At 49.7% G+C, this 15,936-nt stretch carries 20 protein-coding genes and 1 riboswitch; of the genes, 10 read left to right on the top strand and 10 right to left on the bottom strand.

The genetic code is table 11. The features are described 5' to 3' along the window. Positions 1-25: 25 nt before the first annotated feature. Positions 26-625, bottom strand: coding sequence for a TetR/AcrR family transcriptional regulator (locus L985_RS08910; protein WP_029341750.1), 600 nt, complete (start codon positions 623-625; stop codon positions 26-28). A gap of 110 nt (positions 626-735) precedes the next feature. Between L985_RS08910 and L985_RS08905 the strand changes: the two genes are divergently transcribed. Beyond that, on the top strand, positions 736-1,263 hold the full coding sequence (locus L985_RS08905; RefSeq protein WP_029341749.1) for a hypothetical protein: 528 nt from the start codon (positions 736-738) through the stop codon (positions 1,261-1,263). A gap of 18 nt (positions 1,264-1,281) precedes the next feature. Here the strand turns inward: L985_RS08905 and L985_RS08900 are convergent, their stop codons facing one another. Next, complete coding sequence (locus L985_RS08900; RefSeq protein ID WP_029341748.1) at positions 1,282-1,665, bottom strand: hypothetical protein; 384 nt, start codon at positions 1,663-1,665, stop codon at positions 1,282-1,284. Positions 1,666-1,809: 144 nt separating this feature from the next. Between L985_RS08900 and L985_RS08895 the strand changes: the two genes are divergently transcribed. Further along, positions 1,810-2,217 (top strand): hypothetical protein, encoded by a 408-nt coding sequence (locus L985_RS08895; RefSeq protein WP_023468357.1) that lies wholly within the window; start codon positions 1,810-1,812, stop codon positions 2,215-2,217. A 25-nt stretch (positions 2,218-2,242) separates the two neighbouring features. On the opposite strand, the gene L985_RS08890 is transcribed toward L985_RS08895, so the two are convergent. Further along, positions 2,243-2,797 (bottom strand): recombinase family protein, encoded by a 555-nt coding sequence (locus tag L985_RS08890; RefSeq protein WP_335583426.1) that lies wholly within the window; start codon positions 2,795-2,797, stop codon positions 2,243-2,245. Between the two features lie 214 nt (positions 2,798-3,011). Between L985_RS08890 and L985_RS08885 the strand changes: the two genes are divergently transcribed. Continuing rightward, positions 3,012-3,485, top strand: coding sequence for a hypothetical protein (locus L985_RS08885; protein ID WP_029341746.1), 474 nt, complete (start codon positions 3,012-3,014; stop codon positions 3,483-3,485). After that, complete coding sequence (locus L985_RS08880) at positions 3,466-4,197, top strand: nucleotidyltransferase domain-containing protein (protein ID WP_235609821.1); 732 nt, start codon at positions 3,466-3,468, stop codon at positions 4,195-4,197. The genes L985_RS08885 and L985_RS08880 overlap by 20 nt, the downstream gene beginning before the upstream one ends. 71 nt (positions 4,198-4,268) lie before the next feature. Here L985_RS08880 and L985_RS08875 read toward each other — a convergent pair whose 3' ends face one another. Then, positions 4,269-5,054 (bottom strand): pentapeptide repeat-containing protein, encoded by a 786-nt coding sequence (locus L985_RS08875; protein ID WP_158513342.1) that lies wholly within the window; start codon positions 5,052-5,054, stop codon positions 4,269-4,271. 44 nt (positions 5,055-5,098) lie between these two features. Here L985_RS08875 and L985_RS08870 point away from each other — a divergent pair, with 44 nt between their 5' ends. The 5 genes from L985_RS08870 (at position 5,099) to L985_RS08850 (ending at position 8,257) form a co-directional block, all read left to right on the top strand. Next, positions 5,099-5,527, top strand: a complete 429-nt coding sequence (locus L985_RS08870; RefSeq protein WP_029341743.1) for a GNAT family N-acetyltransferase — start codon at positions 5,099-5,101, stop codon at positions 5,525-5,527. Beyond that, positions 5,527-6,150: a hypothetical protein gene (locus L985_RS08865; RefSeq protein WP_047391417.1), complete on the top strand. Its 624-nt coding sequence runs from the start codon at positions 5,527-5,529 to the stop codon at positions 6,148-6,150. Before L985_RS08870 ends, L985_RS08865 begins: the two co-directional genes overlap by 1 nt. Before the next feature lie 121 nt (positions 6,151-6,271). After that, a complete protein-coding gene (locus L985_RS08860; protein ID WP_071908797.1) occupies positions 6,272-7,348 on the top strand; it encodes an RNA-guided endonuclease InsQ/TnpB family protein in 1,077 nt (358 codons plus the stop codon). A 224-nt stretch (positions 7,349-7,572) separates the two neighbouring features. Continuing rightward, complete coding sequence (locus tag L985_RS08855; protein WP_029341741.1) at positions 7,573-7,902, top strand: antibiotic biosynthesis monooxygenase; 330 nt, start codon at positions 7,573-7,575, stop codon at positions 7,900-7,902. Between the two features lie 118 nt (positions 7,903-8,020). Next, the gene (locus L985_RS08850) at positions 8,021-8,257 is read left to right on the top strand and encodes a hypothetical protein (RefSeq protein WP_029341740.1); all 237 of its coding nucleotides are present in this window, start codon (positions 8,021-8,023) and stop codon (positions 8,255-8,257) included. Position 8,258: 1 nt separating this feature from the next. Here L985_RS08850 and L985_RS08845 read toward each other — a convergent pair whose 3' ends face one another. Next, a complete protein-coding gene (locus L985_RS08845; protein WP_047390325.1) occupies positions 8,259-9,524 on the bottom strand; it encodes a hypothetical protein in 1,266 nt (421 codons plus the stop codon). Further along, positions 9,521-10,789: a hypothetical protein gene (locus L985_RS08840; RefSeq protein WP_047390320.1), complete on the bottom strand. Its 1,269-nt coding sequence runs from the start codon at positions 10,787-10,789 to the stop codon at positions 9,521-9,523. Before L985_RS08840 ends, L985_RS08845 begins: the two co-directional genes overlap by 4 nt. Before the next feature lie 154 nt (positions 10,790-10,943). Here L985_RS08840 and L985_RS08835 point away from each other — a divergent pair, with 154 nt between their 5' ends. After that, positions 10,944-11,762 carry an alpha/beta fold hydrolase gene (locus L985_RS08835; RefSeq protein WP_047390318.1) on the top strand — a complete coding sequence of 273 codons (819 nt, stop codon included), beginning with the start codon at positions 10,944-10,946 and terminating at the stop codon, positions 11,760-11,762. A 72-nt stretch (positions 11,763-11,834) separates the two neighbouring features. Here the strand turns inward: L985_RS08835 and L985_RS08830 are convergent, their stop codons facing one another. Genes L985_RS08830 through L985_RS08815 form a run of 4 tightly spaced genes read right to left on the bottom strand, consistent with a single transcriptional unit; the run spans position 11,835 to position 15,714 of the window. Next, positions 11,835-12,866, bottom strand: coding sequence for an NAD(P)/FAD-dependent oxidoreductase (locus tag L985_RS08830; RefSeq protein ID WP_047390314.1), 1,032 nt, complete (start codon positions 12,864-12,866; stop codon positions 11,835-11,837). A 55-nt stretch (positions 12,867-12,921) separates the two neighbouring features. Next, entirely contained in the window at positions 12,922-13,644 is a 723-nt protein-coding gene (locus L985_RS08825; RefSeq protein ID WP_047390311.1) for an energy-coupling factor transporter transmembrane component T family protein, read from the bottom strand. Further along, positions 13,616-15,145, bottom strand: a complete 1,530-nt coding sequence (locus L985_RS08820; RefSeq protein WP_047390309.1) for an ABC transporter ATP-binding protein — start codon at positions 15,143-15,145, stop codon at positions 13,616-13,618. Before L985_RS08820 ends, L985_RS08825 begins: the two co-directional genes overlap by 29 nt. Next, the gene (locus L985_RS08815; RefSeq protein ID WP_047390306.1) at positions 15,142-15,714 is read right to left on the bottom strand and encodes an ECF transporter S component; all 573 of its coding nucleotides are present in this window, start codon (positions 15,712-15,714) and stop codon (positions 15,142-15,144) included. The genes L985_RS08820 and L985_RS08815 overlap by 4 nt, the downstream gene beginning before the upstream one ends. 99 nt (positions 15,715-15,813) lie before the next feature. Further along, positions 15,814-15,913, bottom strand: a riboswitch (TPP riboswitch). Between the last annotated feature and the right edge of the window lie 23 nt (positions 15,914-15,936).

Raw genomic sequence — 15,936 nt, 5'->3', positions numbered from 1 at the left:
CCTCGCGCGCAAAGGGAACAGCGGGTTATTTGTCGTCGATCGCTAAAGGACGGACGAAGAGGGCGTTCAAGTGATGGACGAGGACATGACGCAGGCGTTCTTTTGGTAATCGTTCCGGTCGAAACAGAGCATGAAAGGCTAACCCGTCAACGAGTGCTGCGAGCCGTTCACTCTCAAGCGCAATGTCTAAGCCCGCGCGGAGTGTACCGTCCGGAATCTGTGTCAACAGTACTTGAACCATATGGTAGATATCGTCCGGATTTTCCGTCGCTTGCGATGAATACGCGGACATCATGAATTGAAACCAGACCTGCATCTCGAGCTGATGCTCGGGTGCATAAGGTAAGACCTCAAGTAAGACGTCACATAACGTTTCTTCCGGGGTTCCTCCTTTCTCGAAAATGGTTGTGATGCGTGCTTGGACCCGTTCTTGGACGAGGTCCATCGAGAAGCGGAGCAACTCGTCCTGGGTCGTGAAGTAATATCGCAAGGCACCCAGTGAGAGTCCCGCTTCCTTGGCGATCGTCCGGACACTGGCTTGTTCAATACCGACTTGAGAAATCGTGCGCCACGTCGCTTCGGCGATGAGGCGTTTGCGTTCTTCGTGATTGACTTGTTTTGGCATGTCTCAAGTATATCATCTTTTTTAGCACGAATGTATTAAAAAGACTAGTCAAGCACTGAAAGAGGTGTTATCTTTATGATACAGTCGTATTAAAAAAGGAGAGGATTGATATGCAACTCGTCGCGTGGGCAATCGTCGGTTGTGAGATTCTATTTTGGGTATTCATTGTCGCCGGACTGATCGTGCGTTATGGATTCAGACGAGAGAAGCTTGGTTTTCGATTGATGGCGATGTCACCGGTGATTGATATCGTCTTACTGGTCTTAACGGTGTTTGACTTAAGTCGCGGCAATACAGCAACGCTCGCGCACGGTCTCGCTGCGATCTATATCGGCGTCTCACTTGCATTTGGGAAACAAATGATTGCCTGGGCGGATGGAGTCTACCGCCGTTTTGTCCTAAAAGAGCACGTAGCAAAAGAACGGATATCGCGTGCGCGACGGGAACGCAACGGTTTCTATCGACACATCCTGGCCTTTTTGATTGGTGGTACGTTACTCGGTGCCATGATTCTCTGGCTGGGAGATGCTGAGCAGACGGAGAGTCTCTTACGGACGTTACAACTGTGGGGGCTCGTCCTCGTGATCGATGGGGTCATCTCGATGAGTTACACCGTCTTTCCGGCTCGTTCCAAATAAAAAAACGAACCTTGTCTGTCAGCGGTCGACAGTGAAGGTTCGTTCCCGAATCGTATTCGTATGGACTTGTTTGCGGGCGTCGATCGAATCCCGAATGTGGATGATGTAGCGACGTCCTTTTTTGTATCCAGAGCGCGGTGGTTTGATTCGGATTTCTTTGCCGTCTAGGACTTCAATCTCCGTTTGCATCCGCTCGCCATTCGAATCCGTCACGGTGACCGTTCGGTTCGAAACTTGCTCCTTCCGTAGTCCTTTCGCATATTCGATGTCGAAGGTATGATACGAGGAAATGGAGCGGGCACGTGATTTGAAGTGCGGCTCGTCCGTTCGTTCGTCGAGGGTGCAGTAGCAACCCGTGAACAAAAGACTCGCCGAGAGGAGTATCGAAAATAGATGTTTCACGAAAACGCTCCTTTATGTATTGGTAATTTTAGTATAAGACAAATTTTAGGTTGCGACAATCCTTCTTGAGACCGAATCGACGATGTCTATTAAAATCGAACAGGTCCATGCTATAATCGACCGAGAGAAAGGAAGCGATATACCATGCCAGTACAACCAGACCAACGCGAGATCATCGTCTCGATTCGGACGAGTTATGATTTTAAAGCGGATACCGGTCGCGCGATCCGCGTCATCGAGTTTCACGGACGCCGAACGACCTTATTCGATACATTCGAAGCGTCATCACCAAAACGGATGATCTTGATCGAGATGATCCGCGCCGTCCAATCGTTCAAGGAACCCTTCCACATCATCTTCAACGTCGAATGTAACTTCGGTTTCAAGTATTTGACGGATCAGCGGAAATGGGAAAACCGGGATGTCGGGAATACGTTCCTCGACTTGATTGAACAAGGTGGTCATACGTATGAATTACGAGACAGCTCGTTCTATGAAGGCGGAAAAGCCCTCCAAAAATGGCTCGGCAACACCTTAAAGCAAAATAGCTGAAAAAAAGGCTGATTCCATGATGGAGTCAGCCTTTATCCGTTGCATCGATTGTCTCGCTTTCGAGATATCGGTACAACGTACTTTTACTAATACCGGTCTGTTCGCGGATATCAGCAAGCGAATAGTTTTTACTTTGATACATGGCGATCGCGCGGCGGACATTTTCATCCGGCTTCCGGGGGCGACCGGTCTGCTTTCCTTGTTCTTTTGCTTTAGAGAGTCCAGCACGCGTCGACATGCTGATGACGTCACTTTGCAGCTGAACGAGATGGCGGGCCGTTTCAAGAAACGATAAGGAGGCACGCTCGCTCGTCCGAATCTGTTCGCGGAGTGACCACAGCGTCGCACCACGAGTCTCCATGTGCTCGAGCAACTCGATCAAGTGCCGCGTCGAGTCTGCTAAGATGTAGAGATGCGTGACGATGACTTCGTCTCCCGTCTGAAGTGTCTCGAGCATCTGTTCGAGTGCCGTCCGTCGTTTAGCCGAATCATGCGTCTCGATGACACGTGTCGTCACATCACTCTTGTCGGCTTCCGCTTGTTGCATAGAACAGTCTGGATCATCCGGATAGGGTCTCATGTAGAAATATTGCATGGACGGAGCTCCTTTCTGTCGATCACGATCGACGTCAGTTCCTCATCAGTATACCGTATTCTCACCTCCGTGCCGTAGAAAACCGAAAACATGCCTTTCTTCTCATGTTCGTATCGACTAATTTGTGGTAAATTGAGTGGAAGTAAGTTTCTCGGACTCATCCCGATACCATTCATTCTTTTTAAATGAGGTGCTCATCATGAACAAAGAAGATCATCAACTCGCCCGTCAGCTCTTGACGACCTATTTCATCGGTACACAATTAGCGACGGTCCATGTCGCAGGCTACGTCACGCTCGAATTCATCAATCTGTTCGATACGACAGCGCCTGAACTACGACTACGGATCGAGACGGACCGTCTGTTTTACGGCGATGTCGAGACGACACAGGATTGGGTCGTCCGCCATGCGACGAAAGAAGAGATGTTACATTTGATCGTCTCACTTCACGCGGAACGCATCACCGGTGTGCGAATCGGAAAGACGGCACCGCACTTATTCCTAACGTTTAGCAACGGACAAACGCTCGTCCTGAACGGATCGGATACATATTATGAATCGTGGGCGATCGATATCGGTCTCGCGCCACACCGAGCCGACGCGACGATCGTTGCCGTACCGGGTGACGAACTGGCCGTCTTCTCCGGAATCGGTGAACAAGTTGAAGACTAAGTGGACACGCATGGAGTGGTGCGACTGGATCATGCCGCTCGTTGCGTCACGTTACCCGAATCACTGTGCTGTTTTACTTGCCGGCAGCCATACGCGAGGGCAAGCGACCGCACAATCAGATGTCGATGTGATCATTTTTGAAGCAAGTCGAGGTCAGGCGTACCGGGAGTCGTTCATCCATGACGGTGTCCCGGTCGAAGCATTCGTCCATTCCTTTGAGACGATTGCACATTTTTTCGAGAGTGACCGGGAACGTGGTCGCCCGTCCCTGCAACGAATGATTGCTGACAGCTGGACGATCGAGGATCATCCGCGTCTTGCATCTATCCGTCAGGAAGCGGCTCACCAATTAACGGACGGACCTGTTGCGTGGACGAATTCGGAACAAGACCGCGCACGTTATTTTTTAAGTGATTTGCTCGACGATTTCGAAAGTGTGACGAACCGCGCAGAAGGTCTAGCGATTGCGTCACGTTTATATGAACAGAGTATCGAGTTTGTTCTTCGTGCCAATCGTTACTACATCGGACAAGGGAAGTGGGCGATTCGCGCTCTTGCAGAGTTTGACGAAGACTATGCCAGCCGACATACAATGGCATTCGAGTTGTATTATCAATCGGATGACCAACGAGAAGTCGTCGCGTTAATCGATGCTTATCTTGCATCGTTTGGAGGACGTTACTTTAACGGCTTTACGCTCGGTAAACGATGACAAGCATTCAAAAGGAGGCACGTTTTCGGATCAATCGACCGAAAACGTGCCTCTTTATCGTTCAGTTCTGTTTAACGCCAATGGGATGGACGAAGTAAACGATTCGGTAACTGTGTCGCCGCATTGCCGATCGCTGAATTAATTTGTGCTTGTGTCAAAAAGAGCGCATCCGTCAAATCCGCGCCTTTGACGTTACAGTCTCGCAAATCAGCCCCGAGAAAGTTTACCCCGCGCAAGCGGGTATTTGACAAGTTCGTCGCGAGCAACCACTGATTCTGAACACTGGCACCTGAAAAATCACGCCCGGGTAACTGTTTTCCGACCCAGTCACGTGGTGTCTGGTCGCGTCTTCCGCTATACTGAGCTTGAACACGTGAGGCGACCATCTCAAGGAGTGGTCGGATGGTATGACGAACAGGTATCACATCAAGTCGTTCAAATTGATCGGCTGGTAATGCCGCGTACCGGGTCAGTGCGGCAAGTGTCTCATCGAGTTGATCGTGGATGTCACGCGTGACATCGCGTTTCCCGTCGGTTATGTACCACATCATCTCAAATAAATGGACCATCTTCGGGAAAGCAGCATAGATCGCTTGGCGTCGCTTGGGCGCATCATCGCCTTGAAACGTCTGCTGTGACAGATGCTGTCCAGCACCAAAACAATCATAGACGGTACAGCCTTTGTAGCCGCTGTCACGTAACCGGTCATGGATCCGACAGCTGTAGTCCGTATCAAGATTACGACACGGTGTTGCTTCCGATTTGTCATGACCAAAATCACTGGATTTCGAAAAAGCGAGTGCTGTACAACATAAACCAAAACACTTCGTACAATCAATTTGGAACGTGGGTTCCATCGTATTCACCTCCATTATTACTATAACAAGAAAGGAGTTTGGACATGCTGCAATTTCAACTTAAGGAAAATGAGGACGGACAGGACTGGCTTCAACAACAAGTGCGTCAATACAATGTCGAGCATTCACCATTTCATGCGACGAAACGCTCCGAGGGAACACAAGCCGTCACATTACTTGCGACGCGTGACGATCAATCGATCGGCGGCATCTCAGGAGAAATGTACTGGGGCTGGTTACATATTGAATGGTTCTTCGTCGTCGAGGAGGAACGGGTAAGTGGGCTCGGTACTCAGTTACTCCGTCAACTGGAGGAATGGGCACGAGCAGCGGGTGTTCAGCGAATCCGCGTCGAGACGTTCTCGTTTCAAGCGCTTCCGTTTTATGAGCGACAGGGATTCGTCGAAGTCGGACGAATCGATGACTATCCACCAGGGATGAGCTACCATCTGCTCGTCAAACAGGTTGACTGATGAAACGGCGTCTTTTCCTCATCTTATTGTTCGGTCTCGTGCTCGGAACGCTGACGGGGATGCATCCACGTCAAGAGACCGTTTCCTTTACGGCGAAGCAAGTCGCCCAGTTATATACACAGATGACGAACACACCAGTCGAAGCGCGTGATGTCTACTTCGTCGAACGACTATCTGACCATTATGCCGTTGCGTATCTTGAAGCGAAGCACGACCGCTTGTTTTTGCTCCTGCAACAAACCGATGAGTCACAACGAATCGACCGAATCATTCGCTCAAAACAGACGAGGGAGTCGGATTGGTTTGAAGGTCGTTTGTTGACGACGGACGAAGGTCGATACCTTGTCGCCTACGGCATGAATGGTTCGAAACAAATGAAATCGATCCGGTTCGAGCCGTATAAGACGACGGCTGAAGGCGAAGAGCCGCTTCGTCCGATGCAACGTTCCTTGTCGGTAGCAGATCAGGAACGTTTCCATACCGTCCAACCGTTACCGGATGCCTTCCCGCATTCGCTCTATTTCGAGATGATCGCGACGAGCGTAGACGGAAAAGAGACGATCCAGCGCTTGACGTTACAGAATGTACGAGCGAGAAAGCCCACTCCTTTAGGGGTGGGATGATAGCGAGTTCGGAGACGGGGTGTCTTCAGACACCGCATGTCCTCGACTGTTCTTCCTGATGAAATGCATTTATAGTAAATCTATAATGGAGTTGATTATTAGGATGAAGGAGGTGTCAAAGATGAGTCAAGTCGTCACGGTAGAAGTTCGAATCTATGCCACGCGTCGTCAGGATGCCATCCTAAAAAGGATGGGCAAGACCTATATCCAGACCGCCAACCGAGTCGTGGCGAACATGGTCGCCTCCGAGGACGGGAAGAGGTGGTCGAGCAAGGACATCGACACCCCCCTTCCGAGCGCCGTGAAGAACCAACTCGCAGGAGATGCCGTCGGCATCTACAAGAAGGCGAGGAAAGAGGAGTTCAAACGCATCCCTGTCCTCAAAAAGCCGGTCTGCGTCTGGAACAATCAGAACTATTCCTTCGACTTCGAGAGCATCTCCTTCCCCGTTTGGATGGACGGGAAGTCCGTGAAGATGCGATTCCGTGCTCCCATGGTTGACAAGGACAATCGGAATACCCGACTCCTTGCCAACAAACTCGGGACGCTCAGGGTCACGAAGAAGGGAAGGAAGTGGATTGCTCAGATTTCCGTCCATGTACCGACCGTCCCTCGGACGGGGGTGCGGATGATGGGGGTTGACCTCGGACTGAAAGTGCCGGCGGTCGCCGTCACCGATGACGACACGACCCGTTTCTTCGGGAACGGTCGTAAGAACAAGTATATGAAACGCAAGTTCCGTGCGGAACGGAAGGCACTCGGCAAAAAGAAGAAGCCGAAGGCTATCAAACGACGCAATCAGAAGGAACAGCGGTGGATGCGGGACAAGGACCACAAGGTCAGCCGAGCCATCGTCGATTTTGCAAGACAGAAGAAAATCTCTGTCATTCGCCTCGAACTCTTGGCGAACATCCGACAGACGGCAAGAACAAGCCGTAAAAACAACCAGAACCTCCACTCATGGTCGTTCTATCGTCTCGCGTCCTTCATCGAATACAAAGCCGCCTTGTCGGGCATCAAGGTTGAGTATGTGAACCCCGCCTACACGAGTCAGACCTGCCCATCCTGTTCCGTCAGGAACAAGGTGAGGGATAGGGTCTACACGTGTGCCTGTGGGTTTAAAGGACATCGGGACGCCGTCGGTGCGATGAACATTCGATACGCACCTGTGATGGATGGTAACAGTCCATCAGCCTGAGAACCTATACGGTCTGTCTCAGGAGGGGTGATGGCACACCCCTACCTCAAGGCTCGGACGAAGCAGAAATGGATTGAGTCCGCCAAGCACTTGAGAATCCCCCCTCACCAACGGTGTGGGCTTGCGGCTTTAGCCGTGGGAGTGTCAACAAGCGATAACGCATCCGTGTTTTCTACGACCCATGACTTTTAGTATACTAAAGACGAAAAAAGGGGGAAGTAAACATGTGGATCGTCATGAACCAGTTACACGTCGTCAAAGGTGCAGCAGATCAAGTCGCAGCGCGTTTTAAGACGACGAAAGGAATTGAACGGATGGAAGGGTTTCACCGGATGCAAGTCCTCGTCGATATCAGTCAGGAAGAAGAAGACATCGTCACGATCATGACGACATGGTCGAATCAAGCAGCATTCCATGCATGGCAAGAGAGTCAGGCGTACAAAGGCGTGCACCATAAGCGGGATAACGGAACATCCGAAGTCAAACCGCTCGTGACGTCGAATACCGTCACGCAATATGCGATCGTCGCTGATCACAGTGCCGTCGTGGAATAAACAACAACACCCCTTGGGAGGACGCCTCTCAAGGGGTGTTGTCTAGTACATTACAATAGATTATTTTTCCGTAATCTGGGTATAATCTAACAAACTAGATGAAGCGAGGTGACACCGCATGGTCTATCGTAAACCTGTCGTCTCTAGCCTGTCCGTCCTCGGTGGTATGATCCTGCTCTTTGGTTTCTTGACGAGCGGTGGCTTCATTTATCTCTACTTCTTCGTCTTACTATTCGCTTGCGTGTCCTTCTTACGTGAACCGTTGACGCGTAAAGAGTGGTTAAGAGAGGGGATTGCTTTCATCTTCTGGTGTTCCTTGATTTATTTGTTGCAACATCTCGTCTTCATGGCGTGAGTCATTTTTCGTATTGCTCGAACAAAGGAAGGAGGATGTCACGACCTGTCGCTGATAGGTGAATCGACACGTCACGCTTCGGATCTTTTAAATAAACATCGGTCTTTTTGACACGCTTATCGAGATAAACTTCGTATTGTTGTCCTTTCACTCCATCTCGGAACGTCAAATATTTCCACTTCGCCCGTTTTCCTCGTACGTCAGCTTGTTCACTTGTCTTGATTGCTTTTTTTAATTTCCCGGATTCATCACTGGTCATCATGATCATATGGTCCCAATCGAGACCTTTCTCCGAAATACGATTTCCTTGATCATCTTCTTCAAAACGGACATGCGAGAACTGTCTTTGATGGATCAACGTCATTTCTTCATTATCCACAACAAGATCATCTGTTGTTTGATTCGGTTCTTGGAGTTCAGTTGGTTGTTCCGTCGTGTGTCGAATCGATAATTCGTAGCGGAATTCGCGTCCGTTTTTCTCCGTTGCGATGACCGTTCCATAATGCTCGGGTGTTCCGTCACCCGGAATGAACCGGACCTTTCCTGGATGTTTCATTGAATGGATCGGGTGTTCCGCACGCCGTCCACCATACAACTGTGGTATTCGAACCGAAACGTCGTATGTCGAACCGAATTGTTGATTGTAGACGAGATAGAGATCGACATCACGGGTGAACGGTGTCAAAGAATTCGTATATACGAAAGACGTCGTACGTGTATCTTTTTTTGTGACATCCGTCGCCTCGATGACGAGGTAACCTGATCCTGGAAGTTCTAATGTTCGAGCAGAATGATCTGCGATCTTCTCATCAGGATTAAACCAGTCGTCTTTTTTTAATACAGTAGGCTTCACATTAAAGTTCTTCCGTTGTTGAGTCAGAGCAGTCTTCTTGAAGACATCGTCTTTCTTTGGTAATGGATAGTACCCGCCTTTAAACGATGTCTGACAATATAAATATCTCTTCTTTCCAGCTTTCACGTAACGAACGGTTTGACCTTCATAATCTTCGAACGGATTCGTCATCATGACGGAATAGATATCGCCGACAGCGTAATCAGTAGGTGCATCGCTCACTTTCGACGCGCACGTTTTTTGGATGACAGTTCGTTCTTTAGCTGACAAGGTGCGAGATTCTTTTTCGTTGAATTGCCCTCCGTCATACATTTGCGATAAGTAATCCCATTTGAAATTCGGCGCATCGCTTTGACAACCGCTTAATGCTAGCGTTGCTCCGAGTGTGAGTCCGATCCAGAAACGTTTGTTCATTGATTGAGCACCTCACTGAGTGCTTCACTTGTCGTACCCGACAGCTTCGCACCGTTTTTTGATCCTGGTTTGACAACATAGATTTCAAGTTTTTTGGCGCGTTTGCGTTCGAATAGCTCGAACATTTGGCTTTTCCCTTCGCGCATCAACGTCAATTTTTTCTGCTTTAGTTTTGTCCCTTGTGGCTCCATCACTTCGGTCTCTTTTAATTCCTGAGCGATTTTTTTCGCTAGCTTGTCAGGAATTGCTGAGACGAACTTATAATCGCTATCGATGAGCTGTTTCGGTGATTGATGGATGAAACCGACATAATTGCTTGAGGATGCTTGAAGGAATCCATAATCGTAATTCACAGGTTTTTTATAAGTTTTATTAAAACGCAAATAAATCGATGTTTCTTGGACGACTTTTCCGTCCTCTTGTTTCCGAACGGTCGCGAACTGGACGGTCTGACCTGTCGCAATCGTATCCAGCAGTTGCTTCCGCTCAATCTGATAGGTTTGTCCATTCATATATTCTTGAATCGTCGAAGGGAATCCGACACGGTCACCACTGAACATCAGCTCGATCGACGATTGTTGGACACCACCATTCGGACTATCGCGAAAAGCTAAATTCAATTCGGAACCGGATAGTGACTCGGTCGTTTCAAAGAGTGTTTGTTCTTTATCTTTGCCTTTCTCTTTCATGTAGACGACGAGTTGTCCTTCCGGTGGCAAAGATAGTTGATAGGACGGGAAGAGGTACCGTCCGAGCTCTTTTATTTCTTTCTGATCTTCGTTTTCCTGTTTTTGTTGATCCGTGACTTCTTTTGGGACAGGTTTAAAGCGAACGACTGTCGATTTGGCTTTAAGCGGTTGTTTTGACCAATCGACGAATGGATAATCACTTCGCTTGATCTGATGGACCGCATAATCCGCGTGGCGAATCGGCTGACACGCCAGATAGTCCTTTTTTTTATCTGACAAGAAACGAACGTGTTGGAATTCGCGCCCTTGGACATTCGGAGGCAGGAAGTATAAGTCAAACCCTTCGTGTTGCACATATCGATCAGGTAAGCGCGTCAAGTCCGGTTTTTGCTGACAAATTTTCAATAAAGCAGCCGTTTGTTTTTTAGGGAGATCCGGTATCTCTTGCCCATTAAAAGTAGTCGAAATACCGCCCCAGTAATTGGCATCATATGTAAGGTCTAAGTATTGTTCTTTTCCACATCCAGCAAGTAGGACTGCGCCTGCGAGAATACCGGTATGTATATAGCGTCTCATGAAAAACCTCCTTCATCTTAATGACTATATTTTACCATAATTTCTAGAATAGACAGAATTTTCTATAATGCTTTAACATCAAGATGTTTGACATCCCTTGACTGGGGAATAATAGATGCATGCACGGTCAATCTATTACTATGGGGGTTTTATGATGGGTACATTCATTCAAGCGGTTGATGGCACGAAGATTTACGTCGAGGACGTCGGATCGGGTCAACCAGTCGTCTTTCTACACGGCTGGCCGGCAAACAATAACATGTTCGAGTATCAAAAAAATCTGCTCGTCGAAGAAGGATACCGTTACGTCGGAATCGATTATCGCGGTTATGGTAAATCAGATGCACCGGCAACGGGATATGATTACAAGACGATGGCGTCCGATATCAATGAAGTCATCGAACAGCTGAAATTATCGAACGTCACGTTGCTTGGTTTCTCGATGGGAGGAGGAATCGCCTTGTCCTATCTCTTACAATACGGGGATTCAAAAGTCAGTAAGCTCGTTCTCGCAGGAGCTGCAGCACCTGTCTTTACACAGCGAGACGGTTATCCATACGGAATGACAAAAGAAGAAGTCGATGCGTTGATTGCCGACACGAAACAGGATCGTCCGTCGATGCTCAAAGGATTCGGGGAAATCTTCTTTGCGAAGGAACATCCAGAACCACTCCAACAATGGTTCCATGGACTTAGTATCGCCGCTTCGTCCCACGGTACGATTCAGTCAGCAATCGCATTGCGTGATGAAGACTTACGTGGAAAACTCGAGAACATCAAAGTCGATACGTTGATTATCCACGGTAAAAAAGACCAAGTTTGTCCGTTCGAGTTCGCGGAAGAAATGCAAAAGGGAATCCCACATGCACGACTTGAAGTCTTCGAAGAGAGTGGGCACGGTATGTTGCTTGATGAACAAGAGAAGTTCAACGAGACGTTACTCTCGTACGTTAAAGGAAATCAAACCGTCTAATCCAACAAGCCATGGACACTCGTCCATGGCTTGTTTTTGTGTACAGAAAAAAGCGTGCGCCGGCGCACACTTTTAAGGGCGATACTTCCGCATAAACCGTTGATCGATCCAGCGCTTCAGGTACCAACCGAACGGGTGAGTCGAATACTGATTGCCATACATTGAAACTGCATGACGTGGTCCCATCGATAAAATCGTCAAATAGTTCGTTTGCGGACGATAGGTTTTCAGTGCCTCTTCCTGGACGTACCGTAAGAGATTTGCTAGTAAGATCGGTGCTTGCCGGACAGCTGTGACGCCATTCTTTGGAATATCGGGATAAGCGACGAGGGTCGCTGCGTCACCCGCAGCAAACAGACTTGGATGATTGAGCGCTTGCAACTGCTCATTGACAAGTAGGAATCCGTCTTCCGTATAGAGCTTACTGTCCGCAAACAATGCCGGAGCTTTCGCACCCGTCAAGCGGACGAGCGCATCCGACTCGATTGGCGGGTGATGTGAAAAGCGGAGAGGAGACGACTCGTTCAGTGACCGTTCTCGAATCCAATGAACATCGAGTTCTTGTAAGCGTCGTGTAATGGCTTCCGCTGCTGGGTGTCCTGAAAGTAACTCTGGATCCGTGATCAGGGTGATCGGCACACCCGCTGCTTTTAAGGACGCCGCCATCTCGACGGCCGCTGCACCGCTTCCAATCACGACCGGACACTTTGCTTGTTGCAGACGCTTTAATGTATCCGGTAACCGGTAGTTCGGTTTGATCGATAATCGTGTCGTGTCTTCCGACCAATCGAACGAGCCGATATTCGTCGAGACGACGTCATAGGTATAGCGTCTGCCGGATGCACCGAAGACGACCTTTTCATCGGGGTCGATTTTGATGACGGTCTCTTCGATGAACTGTTTATCATTGGCGCGACACAGTGCGGCGACGTCGATACGGATCTCATCGATATCGTACGTTCCGTCAGCAAGTCCGGAGTACATGCCTGAGTAATATTGGTACGTCGAGGCATTTAAAATCAGCCACTCGACGTCTTCTGTTGGTCCATTGGTAATGCAATGCAGGTGAGCGTGTCCTGCACCAATCAAGAGGATTCGTTTCATGTCGTTCTCCTTCAATCTGTCTTGCTAGAATGTACCCGGATACGGGTGGCGGTAATCATAGCCAAAAGACAAGACTGATGAACAGGAGGATGACCATGAGATAGATAACATCCTGGGGCTGAACGACTGGCACTTCATAATATGTCCGTTCTGCTGAAAAATGACGGGCTTCGAAAGCGATCGCCATCCGTTCTGCCCGCTGAATCGATCGCGAGAAGAGCGGTAAGCCGATTGATAGGAACGCATCACCAGGAAAGCGACTGTGAACGTTCCGAATCATCCGGACTTGCCGTAAGACGCGGACTTCTTCGACCAAATGTGGAAGAAAGCGGATCCCGGCAAGAAATCCGTACGCGAAGCGAGGCGATACCTTTGCTTGGTGAATCAAGCTCATCACGAACCGGGTCGCATCGGTCGTCGTGACGAAAGCGAAACTTAAGCAGACGAACGTTGCCATCCGTAAGGCAAGTAACCAGCCGTGCATGACACTTTCCGATGTGACATGAAACCAACCAAACGACCATAGAGGATTCGTTCCTTTGCCGAAGGCTGCCATCATCCAGAACGTCAATAAGAATAATAGACTGTAAGGTGCGAGTCGTTTCAAGAAATCGCGAGGACCCCACCCGGAGAGGAGTAGCAGAGCGATAGCAAAACTCAGGAACACCAACGTCTTGCCCCAGTCGTTCGTTGCAATCAAGGCAAACATGATCAAAACCAATCCGCTACCTTTGATGACAGGATTGAGTTTAGCGAACGGTGACGCGTTCGTCTGCATTGCGCTTCACCTCCTGGAATTGGTACGAAAGTGGACGTTGTAGCTGACAGCGTTCGAGTAACGGAACGTCAGCGAATAACTCGCTCGGACGTCCGTCAAAGGCAATCCGGCCTTGCTCCATGACGAGGACACGATCCGCGTATCGGGCGACGAGTTCCATGTCGTGCGTTGCCATGACGAGTGTCGTTCCGTTCTGTTGTTCCGTCAACAACTGTTTCATGAGCCGCCGCGTCGTCAATCCATCCTGTCCGAACGTTGGTTCATCGAGCAACAACACATCCTTCGCCTGCCCGAGCATCGTCGCGACGCTGAGCCGTCGTTGTTGCCCCGTACTAAGCGCAAGCGGTGACTGCTGTTTGACGGATGCGAGTTCCAGCCGTTCGAGCAACGTCGTGCGCTCATCACTCGTCGCTGCTCGGTGACTCCAGTCGATTTCCGCTTCAACCGTCAGCTTGAGAAACTGCAAATCCGGTTGTTGAAAGACATAGCCGACGTGCTCATAAAAGCGTCTCCGGGAGTAACGCTGAGCCGGACGTTCCTGGAACCGATATGTTCCACGATGGGGAAGCAACCGACCGAGTGTTGCAAGCAACGTACTTTTCCCGGATCCGTTTGCCCCGAGCAGCATCACCCATTCTCCTGTCTGCAGGGAAAATGTCGCATCGGTCAGCGGGTAAGGGGCTTTCGTCGATAATGTAGCAACGTGTAACAGGGGAATGCCTGCTGTAGCGACTGGAGGAAGAACGTGAAGTCGCGCTGCTTGTGGTCCATCTATGGGTAACGTCTCTAACGTGTACGGATACAAAGAAGGAACAGCGATGCCTTTCGATTGAAGCTCTGTATAAGCCTGCGGGAACAAATCCTGCGGATGCGCCGTCGCAGTAATCGATCCGTCCTCAAGTAAGACGATCTGGTCGATGTACGGTAAACAGACATCGAGTTGGTGCTCGATCAAGACGATCGTTAAATCGTGTTCTTTCTGAATCCGAAAGATCAACGCCATCAGCTCGTGTTGTCCGATTGGATCAATCTGGGCTGTTGGTTCATCGAGTAATAAGATCGTCGGCTCGAGCGCTAGGACCGCGGCGAGCGCGAGGCGCTGTTTCATCCCCCCGGATAGACTCGCGATCGGTGTCGAGAAGGGGAGAGGGAGACCGACGAGTGCGAGTAAGCGTTCAATTCGTTCCTCCATCTCCGCACTTGGAATCGACCGGTTTTCTAAACTAAAAGCGATTTCGCGTCCGATCGTTTCCATGCAGAACTGTTCTTCTGGATTTTGAAATAAGACTCCGACCGAACCGGACCGGGTAACGGTACCAGTCTGTTCGACTTCAATCGTCTCCGGTGTCAGTCCGGCTAGGGCATGAAGCAGTGTCGTCTTGCCACTCCCACTGCGTCCAAGCAAAAGGGTCGTTCCTTGTTCGATCGTCAGCGATACATGATCGAGCACCGATTTCATCTGACCCGGATAGCGGATGCTGAGGTCGTCGACAGTAATCATGCGACTTCCCGTTTCGCACGTCCGGCCGCAAACCCGTTCAAGACACCGGTCGCAACAAGGCGACGGACGAGAATCGCTGCAAGCAAGCCGCCGAGTAATGCACCACTAATCAATTGTAAACCTGTTGTCGCAAGCAACGTCGTCGTCGTGTAGTAACCGAATCCGTTCGCGATCAGACTGTAGACAATGCTACCAATCGCGGCTCCAACACCCGATAACATCAATGTCCAGGTGTCATAACGGCGATAACGCGTCATCGCAAAGACGAGTTCCGCACCAAGTCCTTGGCAGACCCCGATCAGTAGAGCCGATAAGCCAAAGTGACTACCCGTGAACAGCTCGACGGCTGCCGCGACGATTTCCGCGATGAGGGCAGCACCTGGTTTTTGAATGATTGCTGCGACGAGCGGGCTTGCGATGATCCAGATCCCAAACATCCAGTTGGCACCGACTGGCCCGAAGATTGCAGACATCGGTAACCAGAGTGTTGACCAACCGAGATAGATGACCCCGCAAGCGACGGCGAGCATCATCATGACCATGATTTCTTTCATTTTCCAGTGTTGCATCGTGTTCGTCCTCCTTAGAATGGGGGAGACGCCAAAAAGACCGCCCTCCGTAAAAAAGAGAGCGGTCCTCAGAAAAACTGCGCGCAGCAGGAGTCATTGGATGTAATCGCTCCACTTTCCTACGCTAGTATGAACTAGATCAGGTTCGAAGGGTCCGAAGTGAATCGTCTCAGCCAAATGGGCTCCCCTAGTGGATATAGTAATAGATGATACGCTGTTCAC

The sequence above is a fragment of the Exiguobacterium sp. ZWU0009 genome, from assembly GCF_000798935.2.
In the GTDB taxonomy this organism is placed as follows: Bacteria; Bacillota; Bacilli; order Exiguobacteriales; family Exiguobacteriaceae; genus Exiguobacterium_A; species Exiguobacterium_A acetylicum.
Note: the sequence above shows the minus strand (reverse complement) of the source record. Positions and strands in the feature narration are given on the sequence as shown.

What these genes read in the sequence shown, in the direction of transcription:
- L985_RS08910 (WP_029341750.1), bottom strand. Translation starts at nt 625, where the DNA reads ATGCCAAAACAAGTCAATCACGAAGAACGCAAACGCCTCATCGCCGAA.
- L985_RS08905 (WP_029341749.1), top strand. Translation starts at nt 736, where the DNA reads ATGCAACTCGTCGCGTGGGCAATCGTCGGTTGTGAGATTCTATTTTGG.
- L985_RS08895 (WP_023468357.1), top strand. Translation starts at nt 1,810, where the DNA reads ATGCCAGTACAACCAGACCAACGCGAGATCATCGTCTCGATTCGGACG.
- L985_RS08890 (WP_335583426.1), bottom strand. Translation starts at nt 2,797, where the DNA reads ATGAGACCCTATCCGGATGATCCAGACTGTTCTATGCAACAAGCGGAA.
- L985_RS08885 (WP_029341746.1), top strand. Translation starts at nt 3,012, where the DNA reads ATGAACAAAGAAGATCATCAACTCGCCCGTCAGCTCTTGACGACCTAT.
- L985_RS08875 (WP_158513342.1), bottom strand. Translation starts at nt 5,054, where the DNA reads ATGGAACCCACGTTCCAAATTGATTGTACGAAGTGTTTTGGTTTATGT.
- L985_RS08870 (WP_029341743.1), top strand. Translation starts at nt 5,099, where the DNA reads ATGCTGCAATTTCAACTTAAGGAAAATGAGGACGGACAGGACTGGCTT.
- L985_RS08865 (WP_047391417.1), top strand. Translation starts at nt 5,527, where the DNA reads ATGAAACGGCGTCTTTTCCTCATCTTATTGTTCGGTCTCGTGCTCGGA.
- L985_RS08860 (WP_071908797.1), top strand. Translation starts at nt 6,272, where the DNA reads ATGAGTCAAGTCGTCACGGTAGAAGTTCGAATCTATGCCACGCGTCGT.
- L985_RS08855 (WP_029341741.1), top strand. Translation starts at nt 7,573, where the DNA reads ATGTGGATCGTCATGAACCAGTTACACGTCGTCAAAGGTGCAGCAGAT.
- L985_RS08850 (WP_029341740.1), top strand. Translation starts at nt 8,021, where the DNA reads ATGGTCTATCGTAAACCTGTCGTCTCTAGCCTGTCCGTCCTCGGTGGT.
- L985_RS08845 (WP_047390325.1), bottom strand. Translation starts at nt 9,524, where the DNA reads ATGAACAAACGTTTCTGGATCGGACTCACACTCGGAGCAACGCTAGCA.
- L985_RS08840 (WP_047390320.1), bottom strand. Translation starts at nt 10,789, where the DNA reads ATGAGACGCTATATACATACCGGTATTCTCGCAGGCGCAGTCCTACTT.
- L985_RS08835 (WP_047390318.1), top strand. Translation starts at nt 10,944, where the DNA reads ATGGGTACATTCATTCAAGCGGTTGATGGCACGAAGATTTACGTCGAG.
- L985_RS08830 (WP_047390314.1), bottom strand. Translation starts at nt 12,866, where the DNA reads ATGAAACGAATCCTCTTGATTGGTGCAGGACACGCTCACCTGCATTGC.
- L985_RS08825 (WP_047390311.1), bottom strand. Translation starts at nt 13,644, where the DNA reads ATGCAGACGAACGCGTCACCGTTCGCTAAACTCAATCCTGTCATCAAA.
- L985_RS08820 (WP_047390309.1), bottom strand. Translation starts at nt 15,145, where the DNA reads ATGATTACTGTCGACGACCTCAGCATCCGCTATCCGGGTCAGATGAAA.
- L985_RS08815 (WP_047390306.1), bottom strand. Translation starts at nt 15,714, where the DNA reads ATGCAACACTGGAAAATGAAAGAAATCATGGTCATGATGATGCTCGCC.